General features: G+C 40.7%; 17 protein-coding genes and 1 pseudogene. 4 read left to right on the top strand and 14 right to left on the bottom strand.

The window, feature by feature from the left end:
* The first annotated feature begins 67 nt into the window (after window positions 1-67).
* On the top strand, window positions 68-1,261 hold the full coding sequence (locus tag C2M30_RS17575; RefSeq protein ID WP_100915500.1) for an ROK family transcriptional regulator: 1,194 nt from the start codon (window positions 68-70) through the stop codon (window positions 1,259-1,261).
* Between the two features lie 68 nt (window positions 1,262-1,329).
* Here the strand turns inward: C2M30_RS17575 and C2M30_RS21550 are convergent, their stop codons facing one another.
* The 7 genes from C2M30_RS21550 to C2M30_RS17545 all read right to left on the bottom strand — a co-directional run bounded on the left by C2M30_RS21550 (window position 1,330) and on the right by C2M30_RS17545 (window position 7,323).
* Window positions 1,330-1,506: a hypothetical protein gene (locus C2M30_RS21550; RefSeq protein ID WP_157813591.1), complete on the bottom strand. Its 177-nt coding sequence runs from the start codon at window positions 1,504-1,506 to the stop codon at window positions 1,330-1,332.
* Between the two features lie 187 nt (window positions 1,507-1,693).
* Window positions 1,694-3,811 carry a methyl-accepting chemotaxis protein gene (locus C2M30_RS17570; RefSeq protein WP_105172660.1) on the bottom strand — a complete coding sequence of 706 codons (2,118 nt, stop codon included), beginning with the start codon at window positions 3,809-3,811 and terminating at the stop codon, window positions 1,694-1,696.
* A gap of 207 nt (window positions 3,812-4,018) precedes the next feature.
* Window positions 4,019-4,261: a hypothetical protein gene (locus C2M30_RS17565; RefSeq protein ID WP_105172659.1), complete on the bottom strand. Its 243-nt coding sequence runs from the start codon at window positions 4,259-4,261 to the stop codon at window positions 4,019-4,021.
* Window positions 4,240-5,031 carry a tetratricopeptide repeat-containing protein gene (locus C2M30_RS17560; RefSeq protein WP_105172658.1) on the bottom strand — a complete coding sequence of 264 codons (792 nt, stop codon included), beginning with the start codon at window positions 5,029-5,031 and terminating at the stop codon, window positions 4,240-4,242. The genes C2M30_RS17565 and C2M30_RS17560 overlap by 22 nt, the downstream gene beginning before the upstream one ends.
* 73 nt (window positions 5,032-5,104) lie before the next feature.
* On the bottom strand, window positions 5,105-5,581 hold the full coding sequence (locus C2M30_RS17555; RefSeq protein WP_105172657.1) for a hypothetical protein: 477 nt from the start codon (window positions 5,579-5,581) through the stop codon (window positions 5,105-5,107).
* The gene (locus C2M30_RS17550) at window positions 5,581-6,180 is read right to left on the bottom strand and encodes a hypothetical protein (RefSeq protein ID WP_105172656.1); all 600 of its coding nucleotides are present in this window, start codon (window positions 6,178-6,180) and stop codon (window positions 5,581-5,583) included. The genes C2M30_RS17555 and C2M30_RS17550 overlap by 1 nt, the downstream gene beginning before the upstream one ends.
* A gap of 294 nt (window positions 6,181-6,474) precedes the next feature.
* Window positions 6,475-7,323, bottom strand: a complete 849-nt coding sequence (locus tag C2M30_RS17545) for a LysR family transcriptional regulator (RefSeq protein WP_105172655.1) — start codon at window positions 7,321-7,323, stop codon at window positions 6,475-6,477.
* A 119-nt stretch (window positions 7,324-7,442) separates the two neighbouring features.
* On the opposite strand from C2M30_RS17545, the gene C2M30_RS17540 reads away from it, so the two are divergent.
* Together C2M30_RS17540 and C2M30_RS17535 are read left to right on the top strand one after the other, a co-directional pair.
* Entirely contained in the window at window positions 7,443-8,138 is a 696-nt protein-coding gene (locus tag C2M30_RS17540) for an FMN-dependent NADH-azoreductase (protein ID WP_105172654.1), read from the top strand.
* Complete coding sequence (locus C2M30_RS17535) at window positions 8,122-8,592, top strand: nucleoside deaminase (protein ID WP_105172653.1); 471 nt, start codon at window positions 8,122-8,124, stop codon at window positions 8,590-8,592. Before C2M30_RS17540 ends, C2M30_RS17535 begins: the two co-directional genes overlap by 17 nt.
* Window positions 8,593-8,662: 70 nt before the next feature.
* On the opposite strand, the gene C2M30_RS17530 is transcribed toward C2M30_RS17535, so the two are convergent.
* The 7 genes and pseudogenes from C2M30_RS17530 to C2M30_RS17500 all read right to left on the bottom strand — a co-directional run bounded on the left by C2M30_RS17530 (window position 8,663) and on the right by C2M30_RS17500 (window position 13,071).
* Window positions 8,663-9,268: a DUF998 domain-containing protein gene (locus C2M30_RS17530; protein ID WP_105172652.1), complete on the bottom strand. Its 606-nt coding sequence runs from the start codon at window positions 9,266-9,268 to the stop codon at window positions 8,663-8,665.
* Window positions 9,269-9,334: 66 nt separating this feature from the next.
* Window positions 9,335-9,802 (bottom strand): GNAT family N-acetyltransferase, encoded by a 468-nt coding sequence (locus C2M30_RS17525; RefSeq protein ID WP_199775906.1) that lies wholly within the window; start codon window positions 9,800-9,802, stop codon window positions 9,335-9,337.
* A gap of 38 nt (window positions 9,803-9,840) precedes the next feature.
* Window positions 9,841-10,698 (bottom strand): alpha/beta fold hydrolase, encoded by an 858-nt coding sequence (locus tag C2M30_RS17520; protein ID WP_105172651.1) that lies wholly within the window; start codon window positions 10,696-10,698, stop codon window positions 9,841-9,843.
* Window positions 10,699-10,819: 121 nt separating this feature from the next.
* Window positions 10,820-11,107 (bottom strand): annotated as a pseudogene (locus tag C2M30_RS17515) (2OG-Fe(II) oxygenase); the annotation flags it as partial.
* Window positions 11,108-11,668, bottom strand: a complete 561-nt coding sequence (locus tag C2M30_RS17510) for a GNAT family N-acetyltransferase (protein WP_105172650.1) — start codon at window positions 11,666-11,668, stop codon at window positions 11,108-11,110. It abuts the pseudogene before it with no gap.
* Between the two features lie 106 nt (window positions 11,669-11,774).
* Window positions 11,775-12,089 carry a hypothetical protein gene (locus C2M30_RS17505; RefSeq protein ID WP_105172649.1) on the bottom strand — a complete coding sequence of 105 codons (315 nt, stop codon included), beginning with the start codon at window positions 12,087-12,089 and terminating at the stop codon, window positions 11,775-11,777.
* 187 nt (window positions 12,090-12,276) lie between these two features.
* A complete protein-coding gene (locus tag C2M30_RS17500) occupies window positions 12,277-13,071 on the bottom strand; it encodes a polysaccharide deacetylase family protein (protein ID WP_105172648.1) in 795 nt (264 codons plus the stop codon).
* 252 nt (window positions 13,072-13,323) lie between these two features.
* On the opposite strand from C2M30_RS17500, the gene C2M30_RS17495 reads away from it, so the two are divergent.
* Window positions 13,324-14,205 carry a class II glutamine amidotransferase gene (locus C2M30_RS17495; RefSeq protein WP_105172647.1) on the top strand — a complete coding sequence of 294 codons (882 nt, stop codon included), beginning with the start codon at window positions 13,324-13,326 and terminating at the stop codon, window positions 14,203-14,205.
* Window positions 14,206-14,208: the final 3 nt, after the last annotated feature.

The raw sequence follows: 14,208 nt of genomic DNA, 5'->3' as shown, positions 1-14,208 counted from the left end.
ATCCATCATTACTCAATATATCATCGTTTAAACTTCTGAATTTTGGGATAAAAGCAGGACATTTCTTTTGAAAGGATCAAACGCAAAGCAAAATAAAGCGCTTAATTTACGCTTAGCCCTGTCCCAAATTGTTGCTTTGGGTCCAATCTCCCGCGTTGAGATCGCTCGAAATACTAATCTGACCAAACAAACAATTACCAATATGGTTGAAACCTTATTGGAGCATGATCTGGTGTCTGAAGTTGGCATAAAAAAAGCCGAAGGTGCCGGTAAACCCTCAAAAATGCTCTGTTTTAATGAGAAAGCGGCGTATTCGATTGCCATTCGCATTATGGAAAATGAGTTGTTTGTGGGTATGTTTAAACTCAATGGTGACTGCATCAATAGCTTAACTACGCTATTTTCACCTGATGAGCTGGTGAGTAAAGCCACTTATTTAGTTAACACCTTAGTTAATATTGAAAATATCGATAGCAGCAAGGTACTTGCCGTAGGTCTTGCCATGCAAGATAGCAATAACTTTGCATTAGATGCGCACAAAGTAGCAAAAGAAACCCAAGTCGCCCTTGCCGAAAGCCTAAACCTACCTGTTGCGTTAGAAAGTACCGCATCGGCGTGTGCCGCTTACCAAATGTTGTTTGGTGAAGCTCAAACACTGCAAAGTTTTGTTTATGTACATATAGGCAATCGGGTTGAATCATCCGTTGTTTATAACCGCGACATTCTGCTTGGTCAAAACGGCCTAACAGGTGCGTTAGGCGATATATTTGTTACTCCCGAAACGGATAACGATACTGGCGAACTGGGCCGTTTAAATGACTTTTCATCGCTTAATTCATTAAAAGCGGCGCTCAATATTGATAATCAAAAGCACGATGATTTTTTAGCGAATTTAACTGCCGATAATAAGCTTCTTGAAAGTTGGGTTAATCGTGCGGAAGAACCAATGCGCATCGCGATTCATACAATAGAGTCTATTTTTAATAGCCAAACGATTATTTTAGGCGGCGATATAAACGAATGGTTACTCGATACCTTAATCAAGCAGCTTCGCCCTTACATTCCAAGCATCGCACAATATGGCGAGCGTCAAGTTATCCGCTTAATTAAAACCCCAGAAGTTAGCCAAATCACGCAAAAAGGTATCGCTACGTTACCACTTTATGCGGCATTAGGCTTTGAGAACCATCATATTCTTTACTGCCCAACCGCGCTACAAGCAACGCCTTTGCAGGCGCTTATTTACGCATTAGACGCATAAAAAAACACTTGCTGGTTGAAGGCAAGTGCTTTTATGGTTGAGATACTGTAACTGTAAAATTATAAATGTTATTTATGACGAATTAAGTATGTCGCTAATGCTGCAACTGAGCCGATAACTACTGCACTTGCCATACCTGCACCCACTAATGTGCCAATGGTTGCGCCTAATGCAAAAATTGCGATACCACCTTCTACAAGGTGTGAAACGTCAAAATCGAATGTTGTGTTATCTGCTGTTGTCATGGTCTTAATCCTGTTGTGTTGATGGGTTTAGTATAGGCAGATCCACGAACTGAAAGTTGGCTTTGTGTTTAGCGGTAAATTTAAGTGATATTTGGTAAAAGCAGAGGATAAAGCGTTGAACAGGGTTAAAAATAAAAAAGGCACAAATCTAGTTACTTGCGCCTTTTCACTCAAACACCAAAGCGTGTTAGGTTTTTAATTGTCCAAGTTGTTTGTGTTTCTCTTCAACTAAATGTGTTAGTTGTTGCGCCGCTTGTTCAACGGTATCGGCCAGCTGTGACAGTTCCGCTGCGGCATCTGAAATACCCGTCATATTAGCACTTAAATCTTCGGTTACTGCACTTTGCTCTTCCGCGGCTGTAGCGATTTGCGTTACCTCATTTGAGATAAGGGCCAGCTCATCAACCATTTCTCCCATTTGCGACGCGGCTTTAGCACAGTGCGCCATCGCATCGCTAGCTTGCGATACTGATTTTTCGATAATTGATTCAGATGTGCCAACCTCACTTTGCAGGTTATCGATCAATTGGCTAATTTCATTGGTTGATTCTTGTGTTTTCGATGCGAGCGAGCGAACCTCATCAGCAACAACCGCAAAACCTCGCCCTTGTTCACCTGCACGCGCTGCTTCAATTGCCGCATTTAATGCTAGCAAGTTAGTTTGTTCTGCAATCGAGCGGATCACATCAAGAATATGCGTAATATCATTACTACGCTGAGCAACGGCAACAATTGATTCTTTAGCACTACTTACATATTCGGTCATGGTTTCAACCGAGTGAGATGCTGCCACAATACCCTGTTCGCTCTCTTTTACCTTTAAATTGGTATTGTTTGTGGTCATCGCAGCATTTTCTGATGAGCGAGCGACTTCACTGGCGGTCGCACTTAATTCATTAATCGCCGTAACAACACTGTCAATTTCCATATGTTGCATATTTACTTTGGCTTTTATTTCCTGCGCAGCTTGTGAAGTGTTTGCGGATTGACTAAACGAGTTATCCGCCAACTCTTTTAAGCCATCAACCATAGTACGCAACTTTTGCGTAAACATATTAAAACCAGCCGCCAGTGAAATGAGTTCTTCGTGTTGCGTAACCGTTAAGTTCACGGTTAAATCCCCTTCACTGCTGGCTAAGTTTTCGATGCGCTGTTTTATATCGGTAATTGGCTGGATAATAGTGCGTAAAATGACGATTGAAATCGCAATTGCAATTACCGATACCAAAATACCAATAAACATCATGGTACGGCCCACAGACGCGGTTGCTTTGGCTTGGCTTTGTGCAAGTGCTACCGCGTTTGCCAATGCGATATTTTTAGGTAATTCTAAAATTAAGCTCCAAGTAGTATTAGCCGCTTTAATATTGATTGGCATAGAAAAAACCAAATTCTCACCAATCTCAATGTTATCTTGGCGCTTGCGTATTGCCATAATGTTTGTCGCATCACCATTGGTAAGTGATTCGCTTAACGGGCGCGCCAGCTTTTTATAATGACTTGAGCCCACAACTAAACCAATATCACTTAAAATAGTCACTTTAGCTTGCCCGTCGTAAAGGCTTTGCGAAATACTTTCGGTAAGTGATTGGAATTTAGGTAAATTAATATCACTGCCTACCAAACCAATAAACTTGTTATTGCGGATGATTGGCACTGTTAGTGACGTCATCAATTCAGATTTGCCAGGCTCAATTTCATAGAGATACGGTTCCATAATACAAGGCTTACGCGTATCCATGGCACACAAGTACCATTCACTTTCTCGAAAACCGAACTCATTTTTTGCATGTAAGTATTTTTCAGCAGCATCTTCAACTTGGTGTTGTAATAAGCTGCCATCGTTTTCACGTGTAATGTAAATTTCTAGCGTACCGGCTCCTGGCACCGAGTGTGTAAATCCAGTGGTAAATTCACTATCGCGTTGGTCGTAGCCATTTGCTTCAAATTGCGCATAAATGGACGAAATATCAGGGTTTTTAGCAAGGGCACCGCGTGTCATTTGATAAACACTATCACGTGATAACGGAGAGTTTTCTGAAGTATTGGCCAAGCCACCCGACAAAGTTAGTGGAATTTTATATTCTGTATTGATGTAGCCCGCAATCTCCGTGGCATAAAATTGCGTTTTGGCCATTAATTTATCGTTTATTTCTGCAAGCAATACGTCCTGTACTTTAGCGCTTTGCGTATCATTATTAGTGTTTAATTGAGACCAACTAATAGCAACCAAAGTAATAACCAGTAAAGCCAAGGTTATTGAGATAAACGCTATTAGTTTTGTTTTGATTGAGAGGTGATGCATAGATGTAGCGACTCTTTTGTTTTTATACTCAATTAAATATAGTCAAACATCAGAGAAATAAGAATTTTTTTGCGCTAAGTGGCGACTATTTGAGCAAACGTATCAACGGCAAAGTTACTGCAATTAACTAATGCGATGTTAAATAACAAAAATACGGTTCAGCCAAATGTTTTTGACGTGTTTAATATGCCTTGCTAGCTGCTGCTTTTAGCTTGTTTTCTGACTAAAGTCACAACTTTTTACGTAAGCAAACCAAGGGGCGTCAAAACGCGATGATTGCACTTTCGGCGCTTCTAGTACGAGTAAAATCCCCATTGGCTGAGCAAGGTATTTTTCAACAACCACTTGCTCGCGATAGTCCACTATATAAGCAAACTCTTGTAACAATTGAGTGCGCTCGGCTGCTGATGGTTTTTGCTCTCTTAAATCTAAATAACGAGCGTGACCCAAGTGAGTAACGCGTGTGACCGTTCGTTTGGAAATGCCTGTGCTTTTCTTGAAATAGGCGCATACAAACGTTGAAAATTAGTGAGCTGCTCTTGAATTACAAACGTCAGTAGCAGATATGTGCCAGTGTTAATATTACCCGCGCGTTTATTGATTGAGGTAAAGTATTCAAGTGCGTCTCTAAAGCGCTGCTCTGCAACACTAATTTGCCCCTGCTCTAACGCTATTAAACCTAGATTGTGGCTTGTCATCCCCATCATATTTACGTTGCGACTTGCCTTCGCTAGCTTAAACGAATATTCAAACAGGGATTTAGCGCGTTCCAAGTTATTAACCTGGCGAACTACCAACGCCAAGCTGTTGTTTAATATTAACTTTAGTCGATCATTTTTAGCATGCTGATAGGAACATTCAAAGCTCAACTGAGCATCTTCCAAATAATTATTTTTTCGCAGCCAAATGCCCAGTGCACTTGTTACTGTCGTGATATTCTCAGTAAAATACGGATGGTTATGATATTCAAACAAGCCTTCAACGGCCAAATAAAGCTCGTCTAACTTATCTAACGGCAATGCAGCTCGCGCTATCAGTATATTTAAGTCAATTTGTTGTTGCGTTGTTAACCCAGTAGTTTGCTGTAACCTAGTTAAAATTTCATAACTTTTTGAGGGTTTAACTGTTAAATAATCCTTGGCTTCTTGCAGCTGTTCATCAATGGGATCTGCACTCAATAACGTTGAAAATGTAATTATCAGCAAATAAATAAAGCGCACAATTAAACCCCATCAGGTACCACAAAAATTTAACCTAAACCTATTTAGGTATAACACATAGCATCAATAAACTTTATAACTCTGGCAAATTATTTTCATATGGCTTACCAGTAAACTCTGCCATATTTTTACACACGTTTACCGCTACACCTCGTTCTTTGGGGTTTGCCACCGCAACATGAGTGCCATCGTTTAAAACCATATAAACACGGTACCTCTGAGTTGCGGCTTGAGCAGTCATTGCTCTAAAACCCTTTATGTCTTTGAGATGATAAACACGGTTAAAAACGGTGTATAAATTACTCGCCTTAAGCTGAATTGTTTGTGAGCTTAAATTCATACGGCAAACATAGCCGCCAAACACGCCGAGCCAACCCAGCCAACAAAAAAAGCCTGATACCCAAATTGGTAAAGACCTTGCAGAATCAGAACCTAAAACACTTACAATGCCAACAAATAAAATCACTAAACTCAGCAATCGTAACAATAATTTAGCAATACCTGTAACGCGATAAACCGCTTCATCATTTGATAGTTTGTTAAAGTACATTAAAGCACTCCATACTTAACCAATGCGCCGAGCACGGTAAAAAAGAAAAAGGGCAGTGACAACCTAATGATTGATTTACGATCCCATATTTCAATATACACATCGCTTTTATCATTAAGAGTTTCAGTTTGGTCAAGTGGCGTAATATCAGCAGCCTGCATATTGTCAAAGCTAAGCGGTGTTTTGCTAGGCCAATTTGAGATGTTTTCTGTAACAGGCAACTTATAGTGCAAAGACAAAAACGCCAACAAAGCGTAGGCATCTTGATAGTCATCGAATACGTAGTTTTGCTCTGCCACGGTTACTTGATACGGACCTTTCGTTCCAAGGCTGGTTAATTCGCATGTCAGCGCACTAAAAGGTGCTATCGCACTTCGTTTTTGAAAAAAATGCCAAAGTGATGTTGATAAATAAACGTGTTGGGTGGCGCTATCAAACTCCAATAATCGCTTTCGGCCGAATAGCAGCAATGAAATGCCACAAAAGAATATAGCGGAAATAATAAAAGCAAGTCCGGCTGTTTGATGCAATGCAATTGCCATCACCACACTCGCAATACCAGGCACAAGCGCAACCAATGCAAACAATTTGGCGGTCATTTGACGCCTTGATGGCAACGTAGTATTGCCATGTGCCGTTATTTTTAGCAAGCGTCTGACCAATTTGGGCAGAGTTTGATAATCCATTATTTCAACCAATATAATTGAGACTATTGACTCTGAAACTAGTCACGAAGAGAAACCGAGCCAAGTTTAATACCGATAAAGGTTACCATAAACAGTACGTTAACTGGCTAAAAAGTTACTAAGCGCAATTAAACTACCCTACAAAAACGCACGTTAAATAATTAACTAGCGCGCTAATCACTCAAAATGGCAGCGTAAAATATAATGTTATGCCGACATCAGGTTACTTAACCACTCACTAAACAAGCGAGCGGGAAGCGTCGCCAACGCGCTTTTATTAGGAATGTAATAACAAAGATCAGACGCAACAGGCAAAGTAGTTAGCTCACACAATTCTCCGCGTGCCACATAACTTTTGGCTAATGTTTGTGAGCAAAACACGTACCCGCCATGAGCTATGGCCTGTTGCAAAGCAAAAAGCTCTTGATCGTACTGGGTTAAGGCTAACGCTTGCGTTATGCCATTTTGGTTACACCATTGAGTTAATGGCACAGGCGGTAAATCGGGATTTTTCCATTTACAGGTATAAATATGACTTAACGAGGCTAAGTTGTTTTGCTCACCCGCCGATTTTGCGCGATACACATTAAATACATCGCACTGCAAAATATCTTGGCTATTCACCATGCGTTTATCGCCTAAACGAATAGCCACAGCATATTGATTATGCTCAACGCTCTCTCCCGTTGAAATCGCAACCTCAATATCACCATGCTTTGCGTTGAACTCTGCGAGCGACGGTAACAACACTGAGGCAGCAAATGACGATGTCGTGTTTACATTAACCAACTTACCAATATGCGTGATTTCATCTAACGCCTGTGCAATTGTTTGAAAACCCGAATTGGTTGCTTGTGCTAAGCGTTTTCCTAATTCGGTCAATTCTATTTTTCGCGTTTTACGCACAAATAATTGGGTATTTAAACGCGCTTCTAGCTTACTTACATGATGCGAAATTGCAGTTGGCGTTAATGCAAGCTCACTTGCTGCTAGTTTAAAACTGCCATGACGCGCCGCCGCATCAAATGCTTTTAACGCTTGTAACGATATTTGCAAAGACTAATCCCACCCTGTTTATAAATAAGTTTTACTCATCTATAAATGATATCAAATCGTTTGTCCAAAGCCACCTAGAAACGCATTATTCAACACACATTGTTAATAAAGGAAACATCATGACCACAATACTACACATAGATTCAAGCGTTAGAGCGATAGATAACGATAATCCCGCACACAACTCACTGTCTAAAAACATTGCTAAAACATTTTTAGACAGCTGGCGAGAAAGTAATCAGACAGATGAATATATTTACCGTGATGTAGGTGTAAATCCACCTCATTTTATTTCCCAAGATTGGATTGGCGCCGTGTTTACGCCAAGTGACAAAAGAAGTGCAGCGCAATACCAACAATTACAACTGTCAGATACCCTAATTGATGAACTAACGCGCGCCGATATCATTTTAATGTCAACACCTATGTACAATTACGGCATGCCAGCACAGTTAAAAGCATGGTTCGACCAAATCATTCGCATCAATAAAACGTTTGATTTTGATTTAGCCCGTGGCGATCAACCTCTAAGACCTTTACTTAGTGGAAAAACCTTAGTGCTGATCACCTCGTGTGGCGAGTTTGGTTTTGGTAAAGGCGAGGTAAACGAAGCGCACTCACATCTCACACCACATATTCAAACCTTATCGAAATATTTAGGGGTACAAGTGATGTTTGAAATTGCCTCTGAGTATCAAGAATTCAACGATAAAAGACACCAAGATTCTGTTGCTAAAGCGCATCACGATGCAGCCAAGTTGGCAAAGACTCTAAGCACGCAACGACAGGAAATACAGCATGCCAGCGCAGTTTAATCAAAGTCACATAAGTGCCATAATTTCGCTCGCAGAGAAAAACGTGGCACAAGCTGGCTTACCTTTTTCTGCCATGATTCTTGATGACAAAGGTGAAATATTAAGTACCGGTGTGAATCAAGAATCACAATGTCACGACTGCACGGCTCACGCGGAAATTCAAGCCATTAGAGCCGCAACGAAAAAATGTCGCCGCTTGAGTCTTGAAGGCAGCACATTAATTGCCTCGGGTGAACCATGCGCCCTTTGTTATATGGCTATGTATGTGGCGAAAATATCGCATATCGTGATTTTAACCGACCGCCATCAAGCAAGCGCCTATGGGTTTAACTATCTCGCGAGTTACGACAACATCAATGCACAATTACTCGATAGTTTTTCCATAACCTACTTGCAAAACAGTGATGCAATACGCCCATTCGAGCAATATCGAAAGACACTAAATCAAGGTTAAAAAAGGCGCATTAAGCGCCTTTATACACTGTAACTTTAAAGGGTTGCGATAATTTACACGTTAACGCACACTATCCAAGCTGCAACGACAACCCAGTTAGCCAAATTAATTGTGCACCATAAGACAATCGCTGATGAATGCCTGGGTTTGTTTGCTGATTAATTGCACGCGTCATAGTCAGCAAAAATACAACAGCCGCGACCACCATAATCCAAGAAAACACCTTAAAATGCTGTGAAATGACATCACTGGTTGGGCTAAGTGCCACCAATACTGGCGCCACAAATAACGACAACAACATCACGATGCCTGCGACTGTGTGTATTTTGCAGTTAAAAGAAGGATGTTTAGTAAAAGGGTCAGCATCCATCGGGAAATAACCCGCAACCCAAGTCGCGAGGCCATGTGCAATAACACACCAGCCTGCACCAGTGACTAGCAAAGATACATTTGGTAACTGAGTTAAGTACCAGCCAAAAAAGCAAAAAAGTAAACCCAATGGGTAATTATTGATACGTGGTGACAATTTTTCTGTTGGGCAACCCGCAGCACCAAGCTCACTGCAAAACTGCTTTGCATGGTTATAACCCGCATAATATCGCCCAGCAATAAACACACCGAACACAATCCAGACCGTTGCAATAAGTCCTGAATAAACTGCCACTTTTTCAAACATAAACCACCTTCCTGTGTTATTTCAGTTCCATTTATTTACACTTTCTAATGTCGTTTTTAAAAAGCGTTATTTGCTATGCGTATTTTGCCAAACCATTGGCACAAAACGAATTCCATTTACACTCATTTGAGAGCCTGTTACCACAAAACCTTGAGACTCATAAAAAGAAACCGCATTTAACGATGCTTTTAAACTTACCTCGCCAGCGTGTGACGTTGCCATTAGCCGTGCAAGTAATGCTTTACCTACGCCCGTTGCCTGATACTGATTATCGACAAACAAGTGCGTTATATAGTTGCCCTCTCGCATTGCAGCAAAACCAATGAGTTTATTGTTAATAGACGCTTTAACGCTTTGATACTCACTGCGATTGAGCACAGTATTAATGTCTGATTGAATGCTAGCAACATACGCGTTTTGCCCGTTGGATTCTAAATACGGCAAAATCGATTGTTGTGATACATCAAGCACCAATGTCGCCAGACTACTGGCATCACTCTGTGTTGCTGTTTCAAATGTTATTTTCTTAAACACGATTCATCCCTTTTGTGTTTAACCGCATAAAACAATAATTACTCAAGTAGCTGCTTGATACTTTTGACTACAAGGTCGGCATCGGCGATATGAAGGTGATGCTTGTTTGACTTTGAGTACACGATTGCGCTTTGACTTGAAAGCCTCAAAAAGTCGCGTTCAGCGCCTGCGTAAAGCGTATCCATTTTTAGCGCAATTTCATCTGGTACAAAGGGCGGATCGTAGCGTTCATCCGATGCCTTAGCGCGTAACACGATAATCGGTTTATTTGCAAAACCGCCTGACTTAACCAGCGATTGATAGCTTGCGATATGGTCGACATTTTCCGGCAATTTTTTATACATTGGATCACGCACACTTTGCTCAAATTGATAGTAACGCGCTAAGTTTTCATCGTCTGTTTTAAAATTTTTCGGCCAACGTGTTGCCATTGTATAAAAGTAACCAAATGGCGGAGGGTCGATAAATACCGCGCCTTTCACCTTGTCTGCATACTGGTTATTAAACGCTGTGATAATGTAAGAGGCGTACGAGCCACCAACAAAATAGTATGGTGGTTTAACATTGGCATTGTGCAGCAGCGCGTTAAGGCGTGTTGCCATATCAGTAACAGTAAACGGTACTGGGCCTTTTTCACTTTTACCTAACCCTGCACGGTCGTACAAACAAATACTAAAATCGCTGTGTAAACGTTTTACATTGTCGAGCCAAACACCATCAGAGCCTGAACGACCAAAACCTTGTTCAATTATGAGTGTCGGTTTATCGTTTTCATAACAGGTCAAATACAGCTTAAATCCACCAACATCAAATAATCCTGACTTTGTTGGTTTCAGCTCTTGCGCAATTGCAGTAACACTCATCACAAGTGCACATAACCCAGCAATAATCTTCATGTAAGTTCCCTAAATAACATGTTTTAGTATATTTTTTATTAGGCTCACGTGAGCACTACGTATTTCTTATCCAACCAATACTTAGTATGTAACGATTACCTTTAATTACTTTAGAAACTCAATGTTCACATGCATCGGGGCGGAAAAATTTAATACGCTCACTGTCGTAAATCGGTGATGCACATATAAACTCACCACCTTGTTGTGCTTTTTTAAGCACAATATTCAATCGATAATGTTTGCCCGACGCAACGCTATCGGTATGCGCGGGTATTTCACTGCCGGTTGGGAATTTCAGTAGATAAACATCAAATTTAATTGGCCACACGGCCCCACATAACAGCATTTTATCGTAGCCACTATTTTGCCGCCCACGTTGCCAACGAAAAAGCCGTGTTGTAAACGGCATTTAACAACCAACCTTGCTGTTAACTATGGAAGATGCTGCCTCTAGCGCCTGCTGATTTAGTTCGCTCAGGCGCAAACTAAACTCAGTGCACGCCAAACTTTGTCCGTTCAAGCGTAAAAAATCGGGTTGCGTACTAGCAGCTTGAAAAGCAAACTTGTGCAATACGCGCTCTGACGCGGGGTTATTATTGAGTACCTGTGCACGCAGTGTTGTTAAACTAAATTGCTGCGCAGCAACCTTAATTAGCTGCGCTACACATAAACTGGCGATACCTTGCGAGGTCATGTTTTTTGCTACGCGATAACCGATGTATGCTGTGTCACCTGTTATATCTTTTAAATTTGCGCGCGCCACAATTGCATCGTTTTGTATTAATACCGCAGAATAACCGCTTTTAGAACGCATTGTTGCCTCAAGCACAGCAACATGTTTAGAAACGCCAACATTGGAATAAAAATCGGCATCTCTTGGTGCAATAAATGATTCAAACCACGCTTTATTTTCTAGTTCAAAGTCGAGTAACTGCTTACTATGACTGCTATTAAGGGTTTCAAATTTCATAAATCACCTTACTACCGCGCATCTGCTGCCTTATTGCACTTTGTTATGGCAATGCTCATAGCAGCAAAACAATTGTTATCTGAAAAATGATTTTTTACTCAACGAATTATTTGCTGCTTTCGATGGTTAAATACTTGTTTTTACCGAATGAAATGTAATACCAAGCGAAAAACATTGCTTCAATAATATTGTTAGCAAATGTGTTTTTTACAGTGATTTTTGTGCCACTTAATTCACTCACTTTCACCTCAGCACTGCTACACCAATCGATTTTTGCTTGAATAACGTGGGTATTCGCAGGCAGCGACACGGTTTGAGTTTTACCTCGTTTAATCACAGCAACTTGTTTACCATCGGCAAATAGTTTGTAATCTCGCGCCATATCTTGGAACTGTTTAGGTCGGAAAACTTCAATATCCATATTTATCCTTGTCTCACTAAAAACTACAAGTCATTAGCAAAAAAGCTTAGAGTAATTACCTAAAGACCTATTTTTGCTAATTTTTTTAGAATTTTAACAAGACAAAAACGTATTTACTATCGATTAAAAAAGGTTACGTTATGCGCTTGAAAAGAGGACTCAAGCGCTATTAGGTTTAAAGTAACAATTACCGAGTACGTTTTTGCTGAATATACTGATTTACCTCAGCAACAGGTGCTAACCAAAAGCCGTTTTTAGGATCTTTTAAATATACGATTAACTGATCTAATGCCTTGCTATCGATAGTGTAAAGCGCTCTATCACCAACTTCGTGACCGGCAAGTACTATCCACGCATCATCAAATCTAGCCCGCTCGATAATCGCCTTTATTTCTTCAAACGATTTATTATCGATATCAAACGCGCGGATTTGTGCTGTGTCATAATAATGCGGGTCATTTGCCGTTTCATCATTCCACGTTCTGCCATATTCAAATGACTTAGCAATCAGCGGCACATAGCTTTTTACCGATTCACCGCGACCCACAAATTTATGACCACACGGATAGGCATAACCCACAGGCGCCACACCTGTAATTTGCTCAATTTGCTGTTGCGCTGTTTCAATATCTTTTTCGATAAATGGCAAATCGACTTGTTCTAGCCCTTTGTTCTTTTCCCGTAACCAGCGAAAATTGCCCGTACATAAATGGCTAGCACTGTGATTCGCAATTTCATGCCCCGCTTTAGCGGCGGCTTGCCACTTGGCTTCTTTGCCTTTCATTTGCACTGGCATCAAGTAAAACGTGCCCTTAACGTTATGTTTATCTAAAATTGGCAGCCCAACATCAGCTTGGGAGCGGCGCGCATCGTCAAAGCTCAAACTAACCGCATGCCGCGCGTTATTGGGGTAAAAATCGCCAGCAACTGAAGCGAAACTCGATAACGTGAAACAAATTGCAAAAGAAGAAATAAGTCGCATAAAACACAATATAAAAAGAATAAGTTAGACACAAACTAACTAGCCATTTTAGGAAATACAAGTGAAAAAATTTGTATAAACTGAGTTTTAAACACCATATTTTAATGCCCTTAAACACCGTAAAAATAATCTTTTGGTCTTTTCCCTTCACGTTTACTGTAAATAACAGAAAATCAGTAGTAAACCGTGCATATTTTTGTATGAAATTTTTAAAAATCGCCTATAGTGTAAAAAATTTTTTTGGATAAATTTATGTGTCGTTTTATTGCGTATAAAGGTGAAGAAGTCACTTTAAACGATATTGTTATTTCGCCAACGAATTCGCTTATTGAACAAAGTAAAGACGCGAAAAAGCGTAAAAAGCCGCTCAATGGCGATGGATTTGGCTTAAGTTGGTACCCAACTCACAGCGATCCTTTTCCCGCGCGATTTGTCAGCATTGAGCCTGCGTGGAGCAATCAAAACTTGCAACAAATTGCGAGCAAAGTGCGCAGCCAGTGCTTTTTTGCCCATGTTCGTGACGCATCTGTTGGTATGCCTGTCTCGCAAGCAAATTGCCACCCATTCAATTATCACAAATACACCTTTATGCATAATGGCCGCCTCGACCAATTCGCAAAATTTAGGCGCAATTTACTTAATCAATTATCAAATCGCGCCTTTGATTTAGTGAAGGGAAACACCGATTCTGAGTGCATTTTTGCCCTCTTTCTCGACACCATTGAATTTGCTGATAATTTGTCGACTGATGATCTAACTCAGGCGCTATATCGTGTCATTGAGAAAATTATTCAAATAAGACGCGAAGCAGATGCAAACACCAATGCATTTATTAACTTAGCAGTGAGTGATGGCACATCTATGGTCGCCACGCGTTTTGCAACCGACCGCGAGAGCCAACCTGCTTCATTGTTTTATGGTCAAGGTAAATTGGCGATTGCAGCAGGCAAAGACTTTAGTTTAAACGGAAATTCAGCGCAAAATACGGTAATCATTAGCTCAGAGCCTTTAACGAGTGAACCGCTTACAAGTGAAAAAAGCGATTGGATTAAAGTAGCGCGTAACCACGCGGTGATTGTTGACGCATACAATCAGGTTGTCACCCAAGCAATCCCAATCGATTACCAAACATAGCTA

The organism is Pseudoalteromonas sp. T1lg24, assembly GCF_002964745.1.
In the GTDB taxonomy this organism is placed as follows: domain Bacteria; phylum Pseudomonadota; class Gammaproteobacteria; order Enterobacterales; family Alteromonadaceae; genus Pseudoalteromonas; species Pseudoalteromonas spongiae.
This window is presented reverse-complemented; position numbering and strand designations above follow the sequence as displayed.